Origin of the sequence: Paenibacillus lupini (assembly GCF_011761355.1) — a bacterium.
In the GTDB taxonomy this organism is placed as follows: domain Bacteria; phylum Bacillota; class Bacilli; order Paenibacillales; family Paenibacillaceae; genus Pristimantibacillus; species Pristimantibacillus lupini.
The window spans coordinates 175,016-197,702 of record NZ_JAASRW010000007.1 but is presented as its reverse complement, the minus strand read 5'-3'; the positions used below and the strand labels follow the sequence as shown (position 1 = coordinate 197,702).

Sequence of the window (22,687 nt, the reverse complement as noted above, 5' to 3'; positions counted from 1 at the left end):
AATTCATTAACGGGGATGTGAAATTCGATGAGCATTTTGGTCAATAAAGATACAAAAGTAATCACTCAAGGGATTACAGGCGCAACAGGCTTGTTCCATGCGAAAGGCGCATTGGAATACGGTACTCAAATGGTAGGCGGCGTAACTCCTGGTAAAGGCGGCACAAACGTCGATATTACGCTTGAGAACGGCAAGGTTGTATCTCTTCCTGTATTCAATACAGTAGAGCAAGCGGTAGCAGCAACTGGTGCTACAGCATCTGTAATCTATGTACCGCCAGCATTCGCAGCTGACTCGATTTTGGAAGCGGTTGACGCTGGTCTTGATCTGGTTATCTGTATTACTGAAGGTATTCCAGTACTTGATATGGTTAAAGTAAAACGTTACATGGAAGGCAGCAAAACGACTCTAATTGGTCCTAACTGCCCAGGCGTTATTACTCCTGACGAGTGCAAAATCGGCATTATGCCGGGCTACATTCATACAAAAGGTCATGTAGGCGTTGTTTCCCGTTCGGGAACTCTGACTTACGAAGCAGTTCATCAGCTTTCGACTCGCGGCATTGGCCAATCGTCGGCAGTTGGTATCGGCGGCGACCCTGTAAAAGGTTCCGAGTTTATCGATATCTTGAACCGTTTCAACGAAGATCCAGATACTTATGCAGTAATTATGATCGGTGAGATCGGCGGTACAGCAGAAGAAGAAGCTGCTGAGTGGATCAAAGCGAACATGACTAAACCAGTAGTTGGCTTCATTGGCGGCGCTACAGCGCCTCCAGGCAAACGTATGGGACATGCAGGCGCAATTATTTCCGGTGGTAAAGGTACTGCAGCGGAAAAAATCGCGACTTTGGAAGCATGCGGTATTAAAGTCGCTCCTACTCCATCCGACATGGGCTCTACGCTTGTATCGGTTCTTGAAGAGCAAGGCTTGCTTGAAAAATGTACAACTGGCGTAGCTCAAGCCTAGTCGTACTAAGCATCTAACAAATATTTTAAAGGTAAGCAACCTTTCAATGCCCAATAGGGTTTGGAAGGTTGCTTTTTTTTGTGAAAATAACGGGTCGACTTGCATTCTTTTGCCATGTAACGCACAATAGGAAAGAATGCAGGCTGACCTCCTATAAGGAGAGATCAGCTAATATGACGCTTAATGTTGATAAATGTAAGCAGATGGTTATCATGCTGCATGAATGTTCGGGCATTGGCTGGCATACCGTTCAGAAAGCGGTTGCTCATAAAGCTTGGGAGTTTTCAGACGGCACAAGTGCAGCAGAATGGCTTGCTATCGGTTTTGGGCGGGCACAAGCAGAGACGGCGGCAAGAAGGTGGAGCGAGCCTTTTGATCAGGCAGACATGCCATATATTCGCGCGATGGAGCTTGGAGCGTCTGTACTAACTCCTTTTGATAATGAGTATCCGGAATACTTACGCCGAATTCCTCAGCCTCCATGGGTGCTGTATGCACTCGGCAGGCTGGAATTACTCGAAAGACCGTCCATTGCTATGGTCGGAACGAGAAATCCCAGCGCCTATGGCCGCCATACCGCGTTCTCGCTGTCTGAGCAGCTATCTGTGCAAGGTTTAACGGTTGTAAGCGGTTTGGCCCGCGGGATAGACAGTAAGGCACATGAAGCGGCATTACGAGGCATAGGAAGCACAATTGCTGTAATGGCGAGTTCTGTCGACAACTGTTATCCGGCTGAGAATCGGTCACTCTATCAGCAAATTATCGAGCAAGGGCTCGTCTTATCGGAGACACCGATTGGTTCACCACTGCATCCGGGCATGTTTCCGCTGCGGAATCGGATCATTGCCGGCTTGTCACTAGGAACCATTGTTGTGGAGGCGGCTAAAGGCAGCGGATCGCTCATTACAGCGGACCAGGCGCTCGAGATGGGGCGTGATGTATTCGCAATTCCCGGTCCAATCTCGTCGCCCAAGAGCGAGGGGCCAAACAGTCTGATTCGGGAAGGTGCCAAGCTTGTCAGCAGTGCGGCTCATATTCTAGAAGAATACAGCTGGCTGCAAGAGGAACTGCAGAACCTGACAACCGCCAAAAAAACGTTTTCGGAGATAGCAAGCATGACTCCCGAGGAGCAGAAAATCATCGATCTGCTGCGGGATCGTCCGCTTACAATTAACGGATTGCACCAGCTCACGATGATCCCTTTTGGACATTTAAGCGCACTTCTGATAAATTTATGTATAAAACGGACAATCGAACAACAGCCAGGGGCAGTTTATATAGCGTTGTAACTTGTAGTGAGAGGGGGCGCCTAACGTGGCAGATTCATTAGTAATCGTCGAATCACCGGCCAAAGCCAAGACGATCGGTAAATATTTGGGAAGCAAATATATCGTTAAAGCATCGATGGGCCATATTCGCGATTTGCCCAAAAGTCAGACTGGCGTCGAAGTAGAAAATGGTTTTCAACCAAAATATATTACGATTCGCGGTAAGGGCAGTGTATTAAAAGAATTAAAAGACGCAAGCAAAAAAGTCAAACATGTCTTTCTTGCAGCCGACCCCGATAGAGAAGGGGAAGCTATCGCATGGCATTTGGCCCATTACTTGGAGCTGGATGAGACAGACACATGTCGCGTCGTATTTAATGAAATAACAAAGCAGGCGGTTAAGGATGCTTTCAAAACGCCGCGCAAAATCAATATGGATCTGGTTAATGCCCAACAGGCTAGACGGATTCTTGACCGTCTCGTAGGTTATAAGATCAGTCCTTTATTATGGAAGAAAGTCAAAAAAGGACTATCCGCAGGCCGGGTTCAATCCGTTTGTGTGAAGCTGATTATTGACCGTGAGAATGAGATCGAAGCATTTAATCCCGAAGAGTACTGGTCTATTACAGCTCAATTAACCCAGCAAGGTGTTCCATTTGAAGCGAAGTATCACTCTATTAGCGGTGAAAAGCGGGAGCTTGGCAACGAGCAGGAGATGCAGACTATACTTGCAGCTCTGTCCGGTAATGAATTTAAAGTAGCCGAAGTGAAAGAGAAGGAACGTCTTCGTAATCCAGCTCCTCCGTTTATTACAAGTTCGCTGCAGCAGGAAGCTGCTCGTAAGCTGGGCTTCCGTGCATCCAAAACGATGTCAGTTGCACAGCAGCTGTATGAGGGCGTAGAGCTTGGCAAGGAAGGTACGGTTGGTCTCATTACCTATATGAGAACGGACTCCACTAGGATCTCTCCTGTTGCGCAGGAAGAGGCAAAGGAATATATCACAGGCAAATATGGAGCGCCATTTTCTCCTGAACAGCCTCGTGTCTATACGAAGAAGAACAGCAATGCTCAGGATGCCCATGAAGCTATTCGGCCAACTTCGATACTTCGTGATCCGGAAACAATGAAGCCATTTTTGAGCCGTGACCAATTCCGCTTGTATAAGCTGGTCTGGGAACGTTTCGTATCTAGCCAAATGTCCTCTGCTGTACTCGATACGATGACAGTGGACATGAAATCGGGAGAAGTAACCTTCCGGGCGAACGGTTCCAAAATCAAATTCGCCGGCTTCATGAAAGTGTATGTGGAGGGTAATGACGACGGGACAGTGGAAGAGCATAAATTCCTTCCTCCGTTTGCTGTTGGTGATGTGGTTTATTCCGATTCCATTGAACCGAAACAGCATTTCACCCAACCACCGCCGCGTTTTTCAGAGGCAAGGCTAGTTAGGACGCTGGAGGAACTTGGCATCGGACGTCCAAGCACGTACGCACCAACCCTTGAAACGATTCAAAAGCGCGGTTACGTGGCGATTGAGGAGAAGAAGTTTATTCCAACCGAGCTTGGTGATTTGGTCAATCAATTAATGGAGGAGTTCTTCCCTGAAATTCTGGATTCAGAGTTTACGGCGAAGATGGAATCCGACCTTGACCATGTGGAAGACGGTATGGAAGATTGGGTTAAAGTGCTTTCTTCCTTCTATGAATCCTTTGAGAAGCGGCTTGAGGTTGCCGAAGAGGAAATGAAGGAGATCGAGATCCAGGACGAGGTTTCGGATGAGCTCTGTGAGAAATGTGGCCGCCATTTGGTTTATAAAATGGGACGATTCGGTAAATTTCTTGCCTGCTCAGGGTTCCCGGATTGCCGGAATACGAAGCCAATCGTGAAGGATATCGGTGTCACTTGTCCGAAATGCGCGAAAGGCAAAATCATTGAACGCCGCAGTAAAAAGGGAAGGATCTTCTACGGCTGTGATACATATCCAACCTGCGACTATGTATCTTGGGATAAACCAACGAATAAGCCTTGCCCGAATTGCGAATCAATGCTCGTCGAGAAGAGGAACCGCAGTGGTGCAAAGCTGCTGTGTCCGTCCTGTGATTATTCAGAAGAGATTCTGGAAGACGAGAACGAGCTAGAGCATGAGAATGAGAATGAACAGGTAAAAGAGCAGGAACAAGAACAAGCTTAAATTTAGTACAGATGCGGCCACAACTAGAGTCCTCCCTTACATAGGGGGGACAACTGTGTTTTGTTACCGTGTTAGCATATATTGGAGGTCTTTACATTGTCACAACAACAATCCGTTATCGTAATTGGCGCAGGACTTGCAGGAAGCGAAGCAGCTTGGCAAATAGCATCCCAAGGGGTGCCAGTCATTTTGTATGAAATGCGTCCTGAGACGAAAACACCTGCCCATCACACTAATAACTTCGCTGAACTTGTATGCAGCAACAGCTTGCGTGCGAACGGCCTTGCTAACGCAGTTGGCGTACTGAAGGAAGAGATGCGCCGTCTGGATTCCTTGATTCTTGGAAGTGCTGACCGTCATGCCGTACCAGCTGGCGGAGCTCTAGCCGTAGACCGGGATGGCTTCTCTGGCGAAGTAACTCGACTCTTGCATGAGCATCCACTTGTGGAGGTTCGTACGGAGGAAGTAACAGACATTCCTGAAGACAGCATTGTTGTTATTGCAACTGGACCTCTGACGGCTCCGGCTTTGTCCGAGAAAATTCGCAACCTGCTGAGTGAAGAATATTTCTACTTCTACGATGCGGCTGCTCCAATCATCGAGAAAGATTCGATTGATATGAGTAAAGTGTACCTCGCATCCCGTTATGACAAAGGTGAGGCGGCATACCTCAACTGTCCGATGACGGAAGAAGAGTTCGAGATCTTCCATGATGCTCTTGTTACGGCTGAGACGGCAGCACTGAAGGATTTCGAGAAAGAAGTTTATTTCGAAGGCTGTATGCCGATTGAAGTTATGGCAAGCCGTGGCAAGCAGACGGTACTGTTTGGACCAATGAAGCCTGTTGGCCTTGTGAATCCGCATACTGGCAAACTTCCTCATGCAGTCATTCAACTGCGCCAGGATAATGCAGCGGGCACGCTTTATAACATGGTAGGTTTCCAGACACATCTGAAATGGGGAGAACAGAAACGTGTATTCTCGCTTATTCCAGGTCTTGAGAATGCAGAGTTTGTACGCTTCGGTGTCATGCATCGTAATACATTCATTAACTCTCCGCGCATGCTTGAGCCGACTTATCAGCTTAAGAACCGCAAGAATTTGTTCTTTGCAGGCCAGATGACGGGTGTAGAAGGATATGTTGAATCTGCCGCTTCTGGTTTGATTGCAGGTTTTAATGCAGCGAGATTGGCAAAAGGTCTTGATCCGCTTGTTCTGCCTGTTGATACAACCTTGGGCAGTATGGCGAACTATATTACAACGGCTGACTTCAAGCATTTCCAACCGATGAACGCGAACTTTGGCTTGTTCCCGCCGCTTGAGAATCGCATCCGGAACAAGAAAGAAAAGAATGAAGCGATTGCCAATCGTGCACTGGACAGCATCGAGAGATTCAAGAAGGAACATTTCGAACATATAAACGTATAAGCAGCTATTATTTGCATGAATGAGGAGGGCGAAGAGATGGACATGGAATTTCACGCCACTACAATATGTGCGGTTCGTCACGAAGGCAAAGGGGCTATTGCTGGCGATGGTCAAGTTACTTTTGGAAACAGCGTCGTGATGAAGAATAAAGCGAAGAAGGTTCGCAGATTGTATCGCGGGCAAGTTATTGCCGGTTTTGCTGGTTCTGTAGCCGATGCTATTACTTTGTTTGAGAAATTTGAAGGGAAGCTGGAGGAGCATCATGGCAATCTTCAACGGGCTGCAGTAGAGCTTGCTAAAGACTGGCGTTCCGATCGAATCCTTCGCAAACTTGAAGCACTGATGCTGGTTATGGATCAGTCAGGTTTGCTGCTTATTTCGGGTAATGGTGAGATTATTGAGCCGGATGATGGGATCCTGGCCATCGGCTCAGGAGGTAATTACGCACTCTCAGCAGCAAGAGCCTTGCAGAAATATGCTCCACAAATGGAAGCAAAAGAAATTGCTAGAGCAGCGCTCGAAACAGCAGCCGACATATGCGTTTATACAAATCATAATATTATAGTAGAAGAAATTGGCTAAAAACGGAGGAGAATAAAATATGGTAAATCAAGCTTTTACCCCTCGTCAAATTGTGGCCGAGCTCGATAAATATATTGTAGGACAAAAGCCTGCAAAACGATCTGTCGCCATAGCTCTCCGTAATCGTTATCGCAGAAGTATGCTCGACGAGGCGCTTCGTGATGAGATTGTTCCAAAAAATATACTGATGATTGGTCCTACTGGTGTGGGCAAGACCGAAATTGCGCGGCGGCTTGCCAAATTAGTAAAGGCACCATTTATTAAAGTAGAAGCGACCAAATTTACTGAGGTTGGTTATGTCGGCCGAGATGTAGAATCGATGGTCCGCGACTTGGTTGAGACGGCTATACGAATAGTTAAAGCAGAAAAGACTGAGCGGGTTCAGGATAAAGCTGAGAAGCTAGCGAATGAACGTCTCGTGTCACTATTCGTGCCATCGAAGGTGAAAGAAAAATCTTCAAAAAATCCGTTTGAAATGCTGTTTGGAAATCAACAAGGCAGCAAGGAAACCGTTGAAGAGCCCGAGCAGGACTCAAATATTATACTGAAACGTTCTCAAGCACGTGATGATCTTGCTGCAGGCAAGCTGGAGAATGAAACAGTAGAAATTGAGATCGAGGATAATTCACCTACGATGCTGGATATGCTTGGAGGTCAAGGGCCAGAAGGCATGGGCGGCATGAATATGCAGGAGATGCTTGGTCAATTCATGCCGAAGAAGACGAAGAAGCGTAGGCTTCCCGTCAAAGAAGCACGGGTTGTCTTGATCCAGGAAGAAGCTAACAAGCTGATTAATATGGATGATGTTATCGCGGAATCGGTAGCTCGTGCAGAACAGACCGGTATTATTTTCATTGATGAGATCGATAAGATTGCAAGTCCGTCAAGAGGTAATGGTCCTGATGTATCGCGTGAAGGCGTACAGCGTGACATTCTTCCTATTGTGGAAGGCTCGACGGTAATGACGAAATACGGCCCCGTTAAGACAGACTATGTCCTATTCATTGCAGCGGGTGCTTTCCATGTTGCGAAGCCGTCTGATTTGATTCCAGAGCTTCAGGGACGTTTCCCGATCCGGGTAGAGCTAACCTCACTTAGCTTGGAAGATTTCGTCAGTATTTTAACAGAGCCTAAAAATGCTTTAACTAAGCAGTATGCAGCTCTGCTTCAAACAGAAGGTATTTCGATGGAATTTTCTGATGATGCGATTAAAGAAATTGCATCAATCGCAGCAGATTTAAACCGCAATACAGAAAATATCGGTGCACGCAGACTCCATACGATTTTGGAGAAGCTGCTTGAGGATTTATCCTTCGAAGCACCGGATATTACGCTGGATCATATGGTCATCACTCCTGAATATGTAAGGGAAAAAGTGGGGGCCATTGCGAAAAATCGCGATTTGAGTCAATATATATTGTAGTTCAAATGTAGTTGGGATGAGTTTTGGGAGGCTTTAGCATGACTTTACTTACAAAAACAAGAACGCTGAACCGGTTGCTGCAACGAGCAGCCGGCAAAGCGCTCAATTTCAGAGAAATGGCTGAGGTACTATGCAGTACGATTCAGACGAACGTATTTGTAGTCAGCCGTAAAGGGAAGGTTCTAGGCTGTGCAGCCGTGAATCCTTATGATCACGATACGCTCCGGTCGATGTCTGTTGAAGAATTACGGTTTCCGCAAGGGAGTAACAGCCTATTTCTGGACATGCTGGAACCGATGACTAATGTAGCGCCGGATTCAGGTGTATATGCAACATTCCCTGCGCTTGGCGAGCAAGAAATTATGACAGTGGTGCCTATTACAGGTGGTGGAGATCGTCTAGGAACGTTAGTCCTAACCCGGACGAACGGCTCGTTTGATGATGATGACCTGATTCTCGCGGAATACGGTTCGACAATTGTCGGCATGGAAATTTTGCGTGAACGTGCGGAAGAGGTTGAGCAGGAAGCCCGCAGCCGCGCAGTTGTGTCGGTTGCAATTGGTTCTCTTTCTTTCAGTGAGCTGGAAGCGGTAGAGCATATCTTCGAGCAATTGGAAGGAAAAGAAGGCTTGCTTGTTGCATCCAAAATCGCTGATCGAGTAGGTATTACGAGATCCGTTATCGTTAATGCTCTTCGCAAGCTTGAAAGTGCAGGCGTTATCGAAACAAGGTCTTTAGGCATGAAGGGTACCTATATTAAAATCTTAAATCACCAATTGCTTCAGGAATTAGAGAAAATAAAAAATTAACACTGGGAAATATATCCTATGTGCAATTCATCGTAAAGTCCTATCTTTTTTATAAAGATAGGGCTTTTTTCTTATTGTAATAAATTGGACAATTGTTGAATATTAACATGTCGGCAAAACTCGACAGTTTAGTCTCATAATTTTCATAATTTAATGTCGAAGAAAGAAGGAATGGTTCAGAATCTGTTGAATACGTTACTTATGATCTTCTAACTGAAAGTGGTGACACACAACGTGAATGTACTTAATGGCACATCATTTGCGCGACTGGAAAGTGCGGTGAAATCGGCGGAAATGCGCCAAGGCGTAATCTCCAATAACATCGCAAATGTCGATACTCCTAACTTCAAACGTTCGGAAGTATTGTTTGAAGAGCTTCTCACTCAAGAAATGGGAGGCAATACGGGACTTCAGGGCAAACGAACAAATGAACGACATATTCCGATTGGCAAGTCGGGTGGGACCGTCCCAACTGCACAGGTTCAAACGGATAGCTTATCCCAAATGAATAACAATGAGAACAATGTCGATATTGATCGTGAAATGTCGTTGCTTGCTAAAAACCAACTTAGTTATAACTTCTATATTCAACAAATCAACCATGATGTGAAAATGATGACTACGGCTATTGAAGGGAGGTAATAAAAATGAGAATTTCCAGTAGTTTTGACGCCAGTGCTTCCGCACTAACTGCACAGCGTTTACGGATGGACGTTATCTCCTCGAACATCGCGAATGCCGAGACAACTCGGGCCTCTTATGTAGATGGTCAATTTGTACCATATAAGAGGAAAATGGTCGTACTTGAGCCAACAAACCAAACCTCTTCCTTCTCCGATTTGTTAAATAAGCAGCTTGGAGGGACTTCCGAAGCACAAGGCGTGAAGGCAACCAGAATTATTGAGGATCAGTCGCCAACCAAGCTTGTCTATAATCCAACCCACCCTGACGCGGATGCAAACGGCTATGTCAATATGCCTAACGTTGATGTGGCTAAGGAAATGGTCGATATGATTTCAGCCTCCCGTTCATATGAGGCGAACGTAACAGCTCTTAATGCTTCAAAAGCCATGTTCGTGAAGGCTTTAGAGATTGGAAAATAAATTGAATAAGACGGAGGGACGGACATGATTCAACCGTTGCAAATGAATCCCGCACAAGCCGTTACCAAGCTTCTCGAAACAGCGAAACCTCAACAGCAGGCCACTCCTGCAGAGATGACGAATTCTTTCGGCCAATACTTGGAACAAGCACTCAATAGCGTGGATGCCCAGGAAAAAGAAGTACATAAGCTAAACAATCAATACATGATCGGCGAGGTTGATGTTTCACAAGTTCTCATCGCTTCTGAGAAAGCAGAACTTAGCTTGCAGCTGACTTCACAAATTCGCAATAAAGTCATCGATGCCTATCAAGAAATTATGCGAATGCAAGTATAATAGTGCTTTCGAACTAGACAGAAGTTGGGTGAGGTGACGACGTGAACGAAAGAATCGCCCAATACCGACAGAGACTCACACAGTTTTGGGGTCAAATGGGCAAAAAACAAAAAATAGGGCTGGGGGCATCGATTGGTGCATTGTTGTTGACGATTGTGATTTTGACTTATATTTTCACACGAACAGATTATGAAGTAGCCTTTCAAAGTCTAGATACGACGGATGCAGCAGCAATTATGACTTACTTGGATGGGAACGGTATCCCTTATCAACTTAGCGCGGACGGCAAGAGTATTTCGGTACCTAGTGCTGTAGCGACAAGAACCCGGGTAGACGTTGGGTCGCAAGGCCTTGTACAGAATGGTTCAATTGGTTTCGAAGCCTTTGATGGCGGAAGTGCCTTTGGACAAACGGAAAATGAATTTAACGTCAAATACATCAATGCGCTTAACGGCGAAGTTCAACAATTGCTTAATCGGATGCAAGGGGTTCAAAGTTCTAAAGTACTTATCAACCTTCCGGAAGAATCAGTATTCCTGTCGGCTGAAGAAAAAGAACAGGCTTCTGCTTCGATTATGATGAATTTCACAGCTGGATATCGTCCAAGCCAACAAGAAGTTGACGGGTATTACAACCTGGTGAAAACGGCGGTACCAAAGCTAGCGGTTCAAGATATCACGATTTCTAGTCCGCAAGGTGAGCTTGTGTCTTCTGAAGTTGATGGTAACAAAGTAGGCGCTGCAACAGATGTTGCTGAGACTCAGTTCCTAATTCAACGGAAATACGAAGCGGAAGTGAAAAAGAACATTCAGCAATTTTTGTCTCCTATGATCGGCGACAATCTGGTGATTAGTGTGGCAAGCAGCTTTAACTTCGACAAGAAAGTATCAGAAGAAAAGCTTGTGAGGCCGCTTGCTGAGAACAATAACAACGGAATTATCGTAAGTGAACAGCAGGATAATAGCACATCAACGAATGGTTCCACACCGGCAGGTGGTGTAGCAGGCACTGGAGAAACAGATGTTCCTGGCTATACAGCAACGGACAGCACAAACGGTTCGTCCGAGCAAAGCTCACGCGTAACAAATTATGATTATGACCGCATTAACAATCAGATCGAATCGGCACCATATCAACTGAAAGATTTATCGATCAGCATTGGTGTTGAGGAAAGCAAACTTACTGAAACATCCCGTAAGGAACTAACTGATTTCCTAAGTTCTGTTGTTCGTGCACAGCTTGCTGATTCTGGTCAGGATTTAACTGATGACGCATTAATCGCGAAAAAAGTTACAATTCTCGGTCAAAACTTTGCAGCTAATGATGCTGGAACATCAACTAGCGGTTTATCTACCCAATGGGCGATTGGTCTTGGTGCAGCAGCACTTGCTTTGATTGGCGGCCTTTCCGTTATGCTCGTACGCAGACGTAGAAAGCGGGCTGAAGAAGAAGCTGCAGCAGAAGCAGCAGCAATGCTCGAGACTACGGCTAAACCGGAATTCCCTACGATTGATTTTGAAAGTGTAAACAATGACAGTCAGGCTCGTAAAAATCTAGAAACACTCGCCAAACGCAAGCCAGATGAATTTGTCAACTTGCTACGCACCTGGCTTGTGGATGAATAGAGGTGGTTCCTATGGTTAGACCGCTCAATGGATTAACCGGCCGGCAAAAGGCGGCGATTCTGCTTATTACTCTGGGACCAGAAGTTTCAGCCCAAATCTTTAAGCATTTGAGAGAAGAAGAAATTGAACAGCTCACTCTTGAAATTGCTAACGTCCGGAAAGTGGACAGCGCAGAGAGAGAACAGATTTTGAGCGATTTCCATCAAATCTGCTTAGCTCAAGAATATATCTCGCAAGGCGGTATCTCATATGCGAAAGAGATTTTAGAGAAAGCGCTTGGTGAGCAAAAGGCAGTTGAAGTGATTAATCGCTTAACGGCAACGCTACAGGTTAGGCCGTTTGATTTTGCACGTAAAGCTGAACCGACTCAAATCTTAAACTTTATCCAAAATGAAAATTCGCAGACAATCGCACTAGTGCTTTCTTATCTGCAGTCCGAGCAATCCTCACATATCCTGTCTTCGCTTCCGCAAGAGAAGCAAGCTGATGTTGCCCGCAGAATTGCCTTGATGGACAGTACTTCTCCTGAAGTTATTAGTCAGGTAGAACGTGTACTGGAACAAAAGCTTTCGGCTACAGTAACTCAGGATTACACAAATGCAGGTGGTATTGATTCGATCGTACAAATTTTGAATGGTGTCGACCGTGGTACGGAACGTACCATCCTGGATGCTCTCGAGATTGAAGATCCAGAACTGGCGGAAGAAATCAAGAAGCGTATGTTTGTCTTCGAAGATATTGTCAACATCGACAACCGCTCCATTCAGCGTATTATCCGCGATGTCGAGAATGCCGATCTTCAACTCGCCCTCAAAGTGGCAAGCGAAGAAGTACGGGAATCTATTTTCCGCAACATGTCGAAACGAATGGCCGATACATTCAAGGAAGAAATGGAGTTTATGGGCCCTGTCCGGCTGCGTGATGTTGAAGAAGCTCAATCCCGTATCGTCGCTACGATTCGTAGGCTAGAAGAAGCCGGCGAAATAATCATCGCCCGTGGTGGAGGAGATGATATCATTGTCTAATTTGATAAAGTCTTCAAGCGTCATCGCACTGGACCAGCTGAAACAGCTTTATTGGCTCAACAAACATGCAGCTGCAGAGCAGCAAGAAACGATTGAAGAGATTATTGAAGAGACAGGTCCGGATGAAGAGACAATCTCCATACGAGACCAAATCATCGCAGATGCACAAATATTCGCAGAAGAACGTATACGTGAAGCTGGTGAACAATGCGATCAAATGATAGCCGCAACGGAAGCCAAGATTGATGCTTGGTGGCTGGAGAAACGGCTCGAAGACGAGACGGTTTCTGAAGCCTCACGTGCAGCGGGATTTGAACAAGGATTTGCAGAAGGCCGCGATCAAGCAGAACTGGCTGTTCAGCAAGAGTGGGAAAGCCGGCTAGCGGAAGCAAGTGCAATTCTGAAATCCGCTTACGAAATGCGTGAGCAAATCATTCAAGAAGCAGAGCCATTCTTGGTCGAGCTGAGCGTCTCCATTTCGGAGAAAGTAATTGGCAGGCAGCTGACTGAAGCACCAGAAATGGCACTTGAACTTATACGTAAATCTTTATCCCGAAGAAGAGAGCAAGGCGTCATTGCCCTTTGTGTCTCACCGGGCCAGCTCGCTTTTGTTCAAGCGGCTAGGGAAGAGCTTAATCTTGTTATCGATTCGCAAGCAGAGCTTCAGATCATTCCAGATGCTACGGTAAAAGATTTCGGTTGTGTAATTCGCTCTGCATTCGGAAGTATCGATGCAAGAATTGATACCCAATTATCCGAAATTAAACGCGAGCTTGTACAGCTTGCCAACCAAAGTCAAGAAGAACGGAGTATACCAGATGAGCAGTATTAAACTGGAAAGCTCCAAGTACGTAGATCAGCTTCGGCATCTTGATCCCATTCGAGTGAACGGCAAGGTTACTCAGGTAATTGGTTTAACCGTTGAATCCGAAGGTCCCGATGCAAGTATCGGAGATGTATGTTTGATCTACCCCGCAAAAGGTGCGAAGCCAATTAAAGCGGAGGTAGTAGGGTTTCGTCAGAACAAAGTTATTCTTATGCCTCTAGGTGAGCTGCATGCTATCTCACCAGGCTGTGATGTTGTAGGTACCGGAAAACCTTTATCCGTTCAAGTTGGTTCAGAACTACTAGGTAAAGTACTTGATGGTTTAGGTCAACCGCTGGATGGTTCATTCCTTCCAAGCCGAATGCAAAATTATTCAACGCATAACGAACCTAGCAATCCTCTTACCCGTCCGCGTGTCACGGAGACACTTAGTATCGGTGTGCGTGCTATTGATGGACTTCTTACGGTAGGCAGAGGTCAACGTGTTGGTATTTTCGCAGGTTCCGGTGTTGGTAAAAGTACGCTGCTTGGTATGATCGCACGGAACACTTCTGCTGACGTGAATGTCATTGCCCTAATAGGGGAGCGGGGCCGTGAAGTGCTAGAGTTCATCGAGAAGGATTTGGGCCCTGAAGGACTTGCCCGCTCGGTAGTTATCGTTGCAACTTCGGATCAGCCGGCATTAATTCGGATCAAAGGTGCACTTATTGCCACTTCAATTGCGGAATATTTCCGTGACCGCGGATTAAATGTCATGCTGATGATGGACTCCGTTACCCGATATGCGATGGCACAACGTGAAGTAGGACTTGCGATTGGTGAACCTCCTGCAACAAGAGGGTATACCCCTTCTGTATTTGCTACGCTGCCAAAGCTGTTGGAACGTGCAGGTACAGGACCAACTGGTTCGATTACTGCTTTTTACACCGTACTTGTTGATGGTGATGATATGAACGAACCAATAGCTGACGCAGTACGCGGAATATTGGATGGTCACATTGTGCTAAATCGGCAACTGGCGAACAAAGGTCATTTTCCTGCTATTGATGTTCTGGCTTCGGTTAGCCGTGTCATGAAGGAAATCGTGACGGAAGAACAACAGGATGCTGCCAATTTTCTTAAGCGACTACTATCTCTATATAGAGATTCGGAAGACTTAATCAATATTGGGGCGTACCAACGAGGAACAAATGAAGAAATTGATATGGCAATAGAAAATATTGATGCAATCTATCAATTTACAAAGCAAAAAACGAATGAAAAGGTCACTTTGGCCGACTCACAAGAAAGATTAATGATGGAATTCCACAGGAGATGACGACAGGTAAATGGCATCCTTTCGATACGCATATCAGAAAATCGTAGATTTGAAGTCAAGCGAGAAAACACAAGCAGAGTGGCAGCTGTCATCGGCAATAGGAGTATTGCAAGCGGAGGAATTAAGCCTTGCTGAACTTCGTACGAAACGGACAGAGTGGGAAAGCAAACAGCATGAATGCTCGAATGAGGCAGTTACCTTGTCCGAACTACAGCTGATGCAGCATTACTTGGAATACTTGGATTCTTGCATTGCCAACAAGTTAACCGAGGTTAAGCATGCGGAACGTAAGGTCGAACATAACCGGTCGAACCTGGCAGAGAGAATGAAGGATGAGAAGGTTTGGCTGAAGGCGAAGGAGCATGCGGGAGACCGATTCCGGCATGTAATGCAGATCAAGGAACAAAATGAACTGGATGAGATGGCTACCGTTCGATTCAAGGTGTCCATCCCATCATGATCTGCGGCGCAAGGTAAAGGGAGTGAATGAATATGGCGGATATGGATATAGAGAAACAAGGTTATAGCGGCTTCGAGCGGTTAATGTTTTTTATGACGCCGATCTTGTTTACGATTGTCCTGCTTGGCGCGTTATATGTTCTATTTAATACAGAAACTCGTAATCAAATGCTCGAAATTGGCAATTCGGTGCCGTTCTTGAAGGACGTGCTTCCTGACGCTAAGACAGCTGATGGACAGCCAAACGACAATGAACTGAAATCTGCGAATTTGAACCGTAAGATCGACGAGCTTCAAGCACAGCTGCAAGAGAAAGAAGCGGCACTTGCAGAGACGACCCAGCTTAAGAGTACGCAAGAAGAAGAATTAAAAAGCATGCAGGAGAAGATCGACAAGCTGACAGCTTCTAATGAAGAAAAAACAGCAGACGATCAAGCCTATCAGGCCAAAATTCAAGAACTCGCGGGCATGTACAGCAAAATTACACCAAGTAAAGCAGCGCCAATTTTGCAAAGCATGACCATGGATGAAATGGTCCTCGTTCTGGATTCCATGAGACCAGATGACCGTGTTCGGATTTTGGAGAAGATGAACCCACAGACTGCAGCAGAAGCGACGATGATGCTGAAGGATACGGTAACAGCGAAGGACAGACAGATTGCAGCACTGCAAGCGGAACTGAAGAAAGCAAAACCGGCTGAAATAAAGCAGCCATCCTCCCAGCTTAGCAGTGACCAGCTGAGTGCAACATTTGCAGCTATGGATGCGAAGAGTGCGGGCGAGCTGCTTTTGAAAATGGCGAACATTAGTCCTAGTAAAGTAATCCGAATCTTAAATACGGTTGATGATAATACGCGTTCTGCTATTCTCGCAGAAATGTCTGGCATTAATCAGAACATCACCGCACAACTGGTGTCCAAGCTTATGGCTGGCAGCTAAGAGAGGAGGTGAATGAATAATGGAAATGACCATTCCGCAAGCAGCACCAATTGCACCAGCAGCTCCTTCTTCCGGTAAAACTTCCAGTCAAGCTAAAACAGGAGGCAGTGACAAATTCCAGAAAACACTCTCTAACCAAATGAAGAGTGATAAAGGGGCAACGGAAAAAAGTGATACGGCTGCTTCTACGACAGTAAAAGCGGAGAATCCAGAAGATATATCGGCAACATCTGCGGCAGCAACGACTGATGCTTCTGTCGATCAGACAAACGCAGCAGGCACTGTGTCAGCAGCAGGTACCGTTACGACGGATCCTACTGTTATCTCCGATCCAGCGGCAGAATTAATGGACATCATTGATCAATTGCTTGCTGACCTGCAAGACATCAAGAGTGAATCGAAAGATACGGATCAAGACCAGGCTTCGAAAGAGCTTGAAGCCATGTTAGATCAATTGAATGCTTTGCTTGCCTTGCTAGGTATTCCGGTACCCGTACAGCAGCAGAATCAGTCCTCTACCACAGTTCCAACTGACGCCGTTGAACAAGATGGGCAGCAGCTGACGGCAATTACAAGTAAGATCCAAGACTCTTTATTACAGCTTCAGACGGCGATGCAAGAAGGTACGATGAAACAGGCTGCACTGCAAGAGCCAGTAACCGTAATCGGACAGCAGCTAAGTGCCATTCAGCAATTTGTACAGAAGCAAAAGGATTCTCTTGTACGTCCTGAGAAACAGGCAAACTCTGCTGACCAAGTGACGGTGGCAACGGTAACAACGAATGCACCAACTGTATCTGTACATTTGCAGCGGTTAAGTCAACAAGCTGTTCATCCAGTAGCTCTAGCAGCATCAGCCAATCAGCAAGCTGCTGAGGAAGAGCCAGAAGCTTCTTCTCAGTCAAGTGAACAAGCACCGGTATCTGCAGGATCAACGTTTACGGATGTTTTCCGGCAGACAGCACCACTTACAGTGAAGCTCGCACCGGTGGTTCAAGCTTATGTTCCGGTTGATCAGTTTGCTGATAATATGAAAGATTTTATTCAGAAACTGGATATCAAACATGGTAACGGAATGTCTGAGGCGATCATTCAGCTGTTCCCGGAAGAGCTTGGGCAGGTTGATGTCAGAATTACGATGCATAACGGACAGCTGACAGCCTTATTCCATGCGGATAACGCTAATGCGAAGGATGCTCTCGATAATCAAATGGCTCAATTAAGATTGGCGCTGCAGGCACAAGGTTTGTCAGTAGACAAGCTTGAAGTCACGTCAAGTCAATCGGCAGCTCAGTTAACGAACGGTCAACATGGCCAAAGTACAGGGCAGCAGGCTTTCTCTAATCAAAATAAATCCAAAGGCGACTCTTTGCAGGAGGATAGCGGATTCGAAGCAGATGTTGCCCAGCAGCAGGCGATACAAGATTTAGGCTACGGACGCGCTGTCAATGTGACAGCTTAAGCGAAGGCTCCTTAAACGGTACGCGTGTAGGATGGAGGTGAGTGAAATGGCGACTGTAAACTCGAAAGTGACGTGGCCCAATTACAGCACTTCGAACGTAAAGGCAGCGGGGGCCGATACGGATAAAACAGCACTTGGCAAAGATGCTTTTCTTCAATTGCTCGTAACACAGCTGAAAAACCAGGATCCTCTGCAGCCACAGGACAATGCAGCATTTATTACACAGATGGCGCAGTTTACTTCTGTCGAGCAGCTCATGAATATGTCAGACCAACTTACTACCTTGAATCAAAATTTAGGAACAGCCTCTTCGATTATTGGGAAGACCATTTCCTGGTATGAGATGGATGAAAGCGGCGATACGAAGCTGCTTTATGATAAGGTGACTTCCATAGTCAACCAAGATGGCACACTGTATGCCAAATTCGACAATGATACGATGATCGAATTGAGTGATATTGTAACCGTTTCGGATGCTGCTCCTGCTTCGAACGCGACAGAAGACAGTGGAGATACGCAAGAATCCGATGATTCTACCGAGGAATCGACTGAATCAACAGATTCGGGTTCAAGCGAGCAGGAAGATGGTTCCGTATGAGTGACGGTGTGAAAATCAATCATCTGTTTCCTGTCGGAGCACCACCTCTTACTGGTGCGAAAAATGCAACTCAGCGTCCGCAGCAAGCTGGCGGTTTCCGGGATATGCTCGACGCAAAGGTACTCAAGTTCAGTCAGCATGCAGAAGTGAGAATGAAACAGCGGGGCATTCAACTGCAGCCTGAAGCTCTTACAAAGATTATGAATGCGGTTGAAGAAGCAGAGTCCAAAGGTGCAAAGGATTCCTTAATCGTGATGAAGGATATTGCGATGATTGTAAATGTGCCAAGCAGAACGGTTGTTACTGCGATGGACGGCAAGCAAATGCAAAGCAATGTGTTTACGAATATAGACAGTGCGGTGATTTTAAGCTAGGGCTGGACCGAGAAGGAGGCCCTTTGGCTGCCGACCGACTGAAGCAGCCAATCTCACCACAACATTAGGAGGATTTAGTCATATGTTAAGATCCATGTATTCCGGTGTATCAGGTATGCGCGGTTTTCAAACGAAGCTTGACGTAATTGGTAACAACATCGCTAACGTAAACACAGTTGGTTTTAAGGGCGGGCGTGTTATGTTTAGTGACATTTTGAGCCAGACAACTTCTGGTGTTACCGCATCGGCTGAAGGTGAACAAGGTGGGGTAAATGCGAAGCAAATAGGTCTTGGTGTAACAATAGCTTCCATTGATACGCTGCATACGCCAGGCAGTGCAATGACTACAAACGTTCCAACGGATCTTCGTATTGATGGCGATGGATTCTTCGCAGTATCGGCTGGAGACGGTGCGCCAACTTACCTGACTCGCGCAGGGAACTTTACACTGGATGCCAATAGACAACTTGTAAATGCAGACGGTATGTTCGTTCTTTCTTCGGACGGTGAGCCAATCCAGCTTGGTGAAGAAGTAACCTCGTACTCGATTGGTCAAGATGGATCTATTCTTGCGGTAACGGCAGATGGTACGGAAGCAGTCGCTCAACTCGGTATCGTAAAGGTTGTTAACCCAAGCGGTCTTGAAAAAGTAGGCGGCAATCTGTATCAGGTGACAGCAAATGCTAATCCTGACGGAGAGTTCGAGATTGTAACAGCTGACGATCCGGAGCTTGGCACTGGCGCTATTATCGCTGGCCAGCTGGAGATGTCGAACGTTGACCTGACGAATGAATTTACCGAGATGATCGTTGCTCAACGTGGTTTCCAAGCAAATTCCCGAATCATCACTACATCCGATGAGATTTTGCAAGAGGTTGTTAACCTGAAACGTTAATAGCAGCATGCATTAGGTAACGGAAATGATCGGCGGGGGCTCTTCGCAGCCCCCGAATCAGCGAGGGGGGAGCTTATGATTACTGTAACTCGATTGAATGGCTCGAAACTGATGATTAATGCTCTTCTTATTGAAATCATAGAAGAAACTCCAGATACGATTGTTACGCTCACAACGGGCAAGAAAATTATCGTAACGGAAAGTGCATCAGAGCTACAACTCCTTATACAGGGTTACATTCGTACAATCGGCGTTCTAGCAGCGACCCAGAAGATCGAACAAACGGAGGGTCCATAGAGATGAAAAAAATGTTGCCATGGTTAGTCACTACATTGCTAGCCATTACGCTGATCGCAATCGTATCAATTATTTTGTATAAATCTTTCTTTAATGACTCAGATACGACGGATCCGGCTGAAAAGCCTGTAGTTGTTAAGCAGTTAAGTGCTGATGAGCTTGTATCAGTCACATCAGAACTGAAAGATTTCAAACGCAACTTGAAAGATTCGGATTATGTTGTTGTTCTGAGCTTTGCTTTCCAATTGGACAGCAAGAAGACGAAAACAGAGTTTGACAAGCTGCTTGAGATTGAAGTGAGACCTATTATTAACCGCACTGTGGCTGATTTGACAGCAGCGGAACTAAACGGCTCGCAAGGCGAGGATATGCTCGAATCGAAGCTTCTGAATTTGATTAATCCTATCCTGCCGGAAGATGAGAAGTTGGTAAAAGTAGAAATTACGAATTTTATCATGCAGCAATTATAAGCATGTTGCCGACATTCCTTGAAGGGGGTGAGAGAATTGGTTGATGTATTATCGCAGAATGAGATAGACGCGCTGCTGGCTGCTTTATCATCTGGTGAGATGGATGCGGACGAGCTGAAGAAAGAGGAAGTAACGCGAAAAGTTCGAATCTATGATTTCAAGCGTGCTACTCGATTCTCGAAGGATCACATACGAAGCTTAACACGCATACACGAAAACTTCGCGCGATATTTGACAACCTATTTCTCAGCGCAGCTTCGCACATTCGTTCAAATCAATGTCGTACAAGTCGAGCAGCTTCCGTACGATGAGTTTATCCGCTCGATTCCGAAGATGACGATTCTGAACATATTTGAAGCGGAGCCGCTGGAAGGACGTATGGTGCTCGAGGTTAATCCCAACGTCGCGTATGCCATGCTAGATCGGATGTTAGGCGGACATGGTGTTGCTCCATCTAAGATTAACAACTTAACGGAGATCGAAACGATCATCATGGAGCGAATTTTCGCAAGAGCATTCGAAAGCCTGCAGGAAGCTTGGAAAACGATTATTGACATTTCACCTCGTCTGGAGGCATTGGAGACGAATCCGCAGTTCATGCAGATTGTATCGCCTAACGAAACGATTGCCTTGATCTCGCTAAGCACGAAGATCGGCGATACGACGGGGATGATCAACTTATGTATTCCACATGTTGTAATTGAGCCTGTTATGCCGCGATTATCTGCACATCACTGGTTTGTATCCCAGAAGAAAGAGCGGATTCCAGCGGAAGTCGAAATGCTTGAGCAGCGCGTAAGCAAAGCTAAGCTTCCAATCGTAGCCGAGCTTGGCGAGTCGGTCATTACGATTAAAGAGTTTTTAGGATTAGCGATTGGAGACGTTATTTCGCTAAATAAGCCGATAGATGACGGCCTTCATATTAAGGTAGGCGAAAAGCTGAAGTTCATCGGAAGCCCAGGCTCCGTCAAAGATCGGATAGCCGTGCAAGTGGATCTAGTTGTCAGCGAAGGAGCGGAAGAAGAAAATGACGAGTAAAGATTATTTATCGCAAGAAGAAATTGATGCGTTGCTTAATCAAACAGCAAACGATTTCGCTGCATCACAGTCGCCGGATCCCGTGTATCAACTGTCAGACTTCCTGTCTTCGATCGAGCAGGACGCATTAGGAGAAATCGGAAATATTACTTTCGGAAGTGCGGCAACCGCATTGTCCACCTTGCTGGGTAAGAAAGTTGATATTACGACTCCACAAGTCACGTTTATTAAACGTGAAGATTTAGCGAATGAGTTTCCTAAGCCGCATGTTGCAGTAAGTGTTCAATATGTAGACGGCTTCCAAGGAATTAATTCGCTTGTGATTAAGACGAAGGATGCCCAAGTTATTGCCGACTTAATGTTAGGCGGAGAAGGCGATATCACCCTTGAGGAATTGAATGAGATTCATATCAGCGCCGTTCAGGAAGCGATGAATCAAATGATGGGTTCATCTGCAACTTCGATGTCGACCATTTTTAATCGCTTTGTCAATATCTCGCCTCCAGGCATTGACATCCTGGATGTGGATAGCGGTGATGGAATGGGACAATTACCGCCAGAAGATGTCTTTATCAAAATCTCATTTCGTTTAATGATTGGGGATCTGATTGATTCGACTATCATGCAGTTGCTTCCAGTACCATTCGCGAAGCAAATGGTAGCCATTTTGATGGGGGATGTAGAAAGCGAAATCGCTGCACCTGCGCCAGCTCCTACACCTGCTCCTGTGGCAACACCAGCACCAGCAGCAGCAGTTGCACCAACGCCAGCTCCGCAGCAGGCTTACCAGGATCCATATCAGCCTGCACCTGCAGCAGCGGCATCGCAGTATAATCAGCCTTATAATCCTTATCAGCAAAGCGCAGGATTTGATCTTCCGCTTCAGCCGCAAGGACCACAAACCTACGGACATACAGCAAGTCGGAATGTAAATGTACAGCCTGTGCAATTCGCTAACTTTAATCAAGCGCCATATGTGCATACGGATGAAACAAACCTCAATTTACTTCTCGACATACCGCTTAAAGTTACCGTAGAATTAGGTAGGACCCAAAAGCAAATTAAGGATATTCTGGAATTGTCCCAAGGTTCGATTATTGAGCTGGACAAGCTCGCTGGCGAGCCTGTTGATATCTTAGTGAATAACAAGCTTATTGCTAAGGGAGAGGTTGTCGTTATTGATGAGAACTTCGGGGTACGTGTAACAGATATCGTAAGCCAATGGGACCGCATTCAAAAATTGCAATAATAC

General features: G+C 46.0%; 24 protein-coding genes. All 24 read left to right on the top strand.

Features of this window, described 5'->3' with window-relative positions; genetic code table 11:
• Positions 1 to 27 precede the first annotated feature (27 nt).
• The 24 genes from sucD (at position 28) to fliY (ending at position 22,684) form a co-directional block, all read left to right on the top strand.
• Positions 28 to 969 (top strand): succinate--CoA ligase subunit alpha, encoded by a 942-nt coding sequence (sucD, locus tag FHS17_RS22780; protein WP_167280766.1) that lies wholly within the window; start codon positions 28 to 30, stop codon positions 967 to 969.
• Between the two features lie 173 nt (positions 970 to 1,142).
• Positions 1,143 to 2,258 (top strand): DNA-processing protein DprA, encoded by a 1,116-nt coding sequence (dprA, locus tag FHS17_RS22775; protein WP_167280765.1) that lies wholly within the window; start codon positions 1,143 to 1,145, stop codon positions 2,256 to 2,258.
• Between the two features lie 25 nt (positions 2,259 to 2,283).
• Positions 2,284 to 4,428 (top strand): type I DNA topoisomerase, encoded by a 2,145-nt coding sequence (topA, locus tag FHS17_RS22770; RefSeq protein ID WP_167280764.1) that lies wholly within the window; start codon positions 2,284 to 2,286, stop codon positions 4,426 to 4,428.
• A gap of 96 nt (positions 4,429 to 4,524) precedes the next feature.
• Positions 4,525 to 5,856 carry an FADH(2)-oxidizing methylenetetrahydrofolate--tRNA-(uracil(54)-C(5))-methyltransferase TrmFO gene (gene trmFO, locus FHS17_RS22765; RefSeq protein ID WP_167280763.1) on the top strand — a complete coding sequence of 444 codons (1,332 nt, stop codon included), beginning with the start codon at positions 4,525 to 4,527 and terminating at the stop codon, positions 5,854 to 5,856.
• Positions 5,857 to 5,892: 36 nt separating this feature from the next.
• Positions 5,893 to 6,438 (top strand): ATP-dependent protease subunit HslV, encoded by a 546-nt coding sequence (gene hslV, locus FHS17_RS22760; protein ID WP_167280762.1) that lies wholly within the window; start codon positions 5,893 to 5,895, stop codon positions 6,436 to 6,438.
• A 19-nt stretch (positions 6,439 to 6,457) separates the two neighbouring features.
• Complete coding sequence (hslU, locus tag FHS17_RS22755; RefSeq protein WP_167280761.1) at positions 6,458 to 7,861, top strand: ATP-dependent protease ATPase subunit HslU; 1,404 nt, start codon at positions 6,458 to 6,460, stop codon at positions 7,859 to 7,861.
• Between the two features lie 38 nt (positions 7,862 to 7,899).
• Positions 7,900 to 8,670 carry a GTP-sensing pleiotropic transcriptional regulator CodY gene (gene codY, locus FHS17_RS22750; RefSeq protein WP_167280760.1) on the top strand — a complete coding sequence of 257 codons (771 nt, stop codon included), beginning with the start codon at positions 7,900 to 7,902 and terminating at the stop codon, positions 8,668 to 8,670.
• 234 nt (positions 8,671 to 8,904) lie between these two features.
• Positions 8,905 to 9,312, top strand: coding sequence for a flagellar basal body rod protein FlgB (gene flgB / locus FHS17_RS22745; RefSeq protein WP_167280759.1), 408 nt, complete (start codon positions 8,905 to 8,907; stop codon positions 9,310 to 9,312).
• A 5-nt stretch (positions 9,313 to 9,317) separates the two neighbouring features.
• Positions 9,318 to 9,773 carry a flagellar basal body rod protein FlgC gene (flgC, locus tag FHS17_RS22740; RefSeq protein ID WP_167280758.1) on the top strand — a complete coding sequence of 152 codons (456 nt, stop codon included), beginning with the start codon at positions 9,318 to 9,320 and terminating at the stop codon, positions 9,771 to 9,773.
• Between the two features lie 24 nt (positions 9,774 to 9,797).
• On the top strand, positions 9,798 to 10,109 hold the full coding sequence (gene fliE / locus FHS17_RS22735; protein WP_167280757.1) for a flagellar hook-basal body complex protein FliE: 312 nt from the start codon (positions 9,798 to 9,800) through the stop codon (positions 10,107 to 10,109).
• Between the two features lie 41 nt (positions 10,110 to 10,150).
• Positions 10,151 to 11,734, top strand: coding sequence for a flagellar basal-body MS-ring/collar protein FliF (gene fliF, locus FHS17_RS22730; RefSeq protein WP_167280756.1), 1,584 nt, complete (start codon positions 10,151 to 10,153; stop codon positions 11,732 to 11,734).
• 11 nt (positions 11,735 to 11,745) lie between these two features.
• Positions 11,746 to 12,759, top strand: a complete 1,014-nt coding sequence (gene fliG, locus FHS17_RS22725) for a flagellar motor switch protein FliG (RefSeq protein ID WP_167280755.1) — start codon at positions 11,746 to 11,748, stop codon at positions 12,757 to 12,759.
• The gene (locus FHS17_RS22720; RefSeq protein WP_167280754.1) at positions 12,752 to 13,591 is read left to right on the top strand and encodes a FliH/SctL family protein; all 840 of its coding nucleotides are present in this window, start codon (positions 12,752 to 12,754) and stop codon (positions 13,589 to 13,591) included. Before fliG ends, FHS17_RS22720 begins: the two co-directional genes overlap by 8 nt.
• Entirely contained in the window at positions 13,578 to 14,903 is a 1,326-nt protein-coding gene (gene fliI, locus FHS17_RS22715; RefSeq protein WP_167280753.1) for a flagellar protein export ATPase FliI, read from the top strand. The genes FHS17_RS22720 and fliI overlap by 14 nt, the downstream gene beginning before the upstream one ends.
• A gap of 10 nt (positions 14,904 to 14,913) precedes the next feature.
• The gene (gene fliJ, locus FHS17_RS22710) at positions 14,914 to 15,363 is read left to right on the top strand and encodes a flagellar export protein FliJ (RefSeq protein WP_167280752.1); all 450 of its coding nucleotides are present in this window, start codon (positions 14,914 to 14,916) and stop codon (positions 15,361 to 15,363) included.
• A gap of 32 nt (positions 15,364 to 15,395) precedes the next feature.
• Entirely contained in the window at positions 15,396 to 16,301 is a 906-nt protein-coding gene (locus FHS17_RS22705; RefSeq protein ID WP_167280751.1) for a MotE family protein, read from the top strand.
• Between the two features lie 19 nt (positions 16,302 to 16,320).
• Positions 16,321 to 17,763 carry a flagellar hook-length control protein FliK gene (locus FHS17_RS22700; protein WP_167280750.1) on the top strand — a complete coding sequence of 481 codons (1,443 nt, stop codon included), beginning with the start codon at positions 16,321 to 16,323 and terminating at the stop codon, positions 17,761 to 17,763.
• 46 nt (positions 17,764 to 17,809) lie between these two features.
• Positions 17,810 to 18,361 carry a flagellar hook capping FlgD N-terminal domain-containing protein gene (locus FHS17_RS22695; protein WP_167280749.1) on the top strand — a complete coding sequence of 184 codons (552 nt, stop codon included), beginning with the start codon at positions 17,810 to 17,812 and terminating at the stop codon, positions 18,359 to 18,361.
• Positions 18,358 to 18,735: a TIGR02530 family flagellar biosynthesis protein gene (locus tag FHS17_RS22690; RefSeq protein WP_167280748.1), complete on the top strand. Its 378-nt coding sequence runs from the start codon at positions 18,358 to 18,360 to the stop codon at positions 18,733 to 18,735. Before FHS17_RS22695 ends, FHS17_RS22690 begins: the two co-directional genes overlap by 4 nt.
• Before the next feature lie 82 nt (positions 18,736 to 18,817).
• The gene (gene flgG / locus FHS17_RS22685) at positions 18,818 to 19,630 is read left to right on the top strand and encodes a flagellar basal body rod protein FlgG (RefSeq protein WP_167280747.1); all 813 of its coding nucleotides are present in this window, start codon (positions 18,818 to 18,820) and stop codon (positions 19,628 to 19,630) included.
• A gap of 75 nt (positions 19,631 to 19,705) precedes the next feature.
• Positions 19,706 to 19,927 (top strand): flagellar FlbD family protein, encoded by a 222-nt coding sequence (locus FHS17_RS22680; protein ID WP_167280746.1) that lies wholly within the window; start codon positions 19,706 to 19,708, stop codon positions 19,925 to 19,927.
• Positions 19,928 to 19,929: 2 nt separating this feature from the next.
• Positions 19,930 to 20,397: a flagellar basal body-associated FliL family protein gene (locus tag FHS17_RS22675; protein ID WP_167280745.1), complete on the top strand. Its 468-nt coding sequence runs from the start codon at positions 19,930 to 19,932 to the stop codon at positions 20,395 to 20,397.
• Positions 20,398 to 20,433: 36 nt separating this feature from the next.
• The gene (gene fliM, locus FHS17_RS22670) at positions 20,434 to 21,435 is read left to right on the top strand and encodes a flagellar motor switch protein FliM (RefSeq protein ID WP_167280744.1); all 1,002 of its coding nucleotides are present in this window, start codon (positions 20,434 to 20,436) and stop codon (positions 21,433 to 21,435) included.
• Positions 21,425 to 22,684 (top strand): flagellar motor switch phosphatase FliY, encoded by a 1,260-nt coding sequence (gene fliY / locus FHS17_RS22665; RefSeq protein WP_167280743.1) that lies wholly within the window; start codon positions 21,425 to 21,427, stop codon positions 22,682 to 22,684. The genes fliM and fliY overlap by 11 nt, the downstream gene beginning before the upstream one ends.
• The last annotated feature ends 3 nt before the right edge of the window (positions 22,685 to 22,687 follow it).

Coding starts and splice junctions, on each gene's coding strand:
- FHS17_RS22700 (WP_167280750.1), top strand. CDS start 16,321: ATGGAAATGACCATTCCGCAAGCAGCACCAATTGCACCAGCAGCTCCT.
- FHS17_RS22705 (WP_167280751.1), top strand. CDS start 15,396: ATGGCGGATATGGATATAGAGAAACAAGGTTATAGCGGCTTCGAGCGG.
- hslU (WP_167280761.1), top strand. CDS start 6,458: ATGGTAAATCAAGCTTTTACCCCTCGTCAAATTGTGGCCGAGCTCGAT.
- fliG (WP_167280755.1), top strand. CDS start 11,746: ATGGTTAGACCGCTCAATGGATTAACCGGCCGGCAAAAGGCGGCGATT.
- FHS17_RS22690 (WP_167280748.1), top strand. CDS start 18,358: ATGAGTGACGGTGTGAAAATCAATCATCTGTTTCCTGTCGGAGCACCA.
- FHS17_RS22695 (WP_167280749.1), top strand. CDS start 17,810: ATGGCGACTGTAAACTCGAAAGTGACGTGGCCCAATTACAGCACTTCG.
- codY (WP_167280760.1), top strand. CDS start 7,900: ATGACTTTACTTACAAAAACAAGAACGCTGAACCGGTTGCTGCAACGA.
- fliY (WP_167280743.1), top strand. CDS start 21,425: ATGACGAGTAAAGATTATTTATCGCAAGAAGAAATTGATGCGTTGCTT.
- flgG (WP_167280747.1), top strand. CDS start 18,818: ATGTTAAGATCCATGTATTCCGGTGTATCAGGTATGCGCGGTTTTCAA.
- fliE (WP_167280757.1), top strand. CDS start 9,798: ATGATTCAACCGTTGCAAATGAATCCCGCACAAGCCGTTACCAAGCTT.
- FHS17_RS22675 (WP_167280745.1), top strand. CDS start 19,930: ATGAAAAAAATGTTGCCATGGTTAGTCACTACATTGCTAGCCATTACG.
- sucD (WP_167280766.1), top strand. CDS start 28: ATGAGCATTTTGGTCAATAAAGATACAAAAGTAATCACTCAAGGGATT.
- flgC (WP_167280758.1), top strand. CDS start 9,318: ATGAGAATTTCCAGTAGTTTTGACGCCAGTGCTTCCGCACTAACTGCA.
- FHS17_RS22680 (WP_167280746.1), top strand. CDS start 19,706: ATGATTACTGTAACTCGATTGAATGGCTCGAAACTGATGATTAATGCT.
- fliJ (WP_167280752.1), top strand. CDS start 14,914: ATGGCATCCTTTCGATACGCATATCAGAAAATCGTAGATTTGAAGTCA.
- hslV (WP_167280762.1), top strand. CDS start 5,893: ATGGACATGGAATTTCACGCCACTACAATATGTGCGGTTCGTCACGAA.
- dprA (WP_167280765.1), top strand. CDS start 1,143: ATGACGCTTAATGTTGATAAATGTAAGCAGATGGTTATCATGCTGCAT.
- fliI (WP_167280753.1), top strand. CDS start 13,578: ATGAGCAGTATTAAACTGGAAAGCTCCAAGTACGTAGATCAGCTTCGG.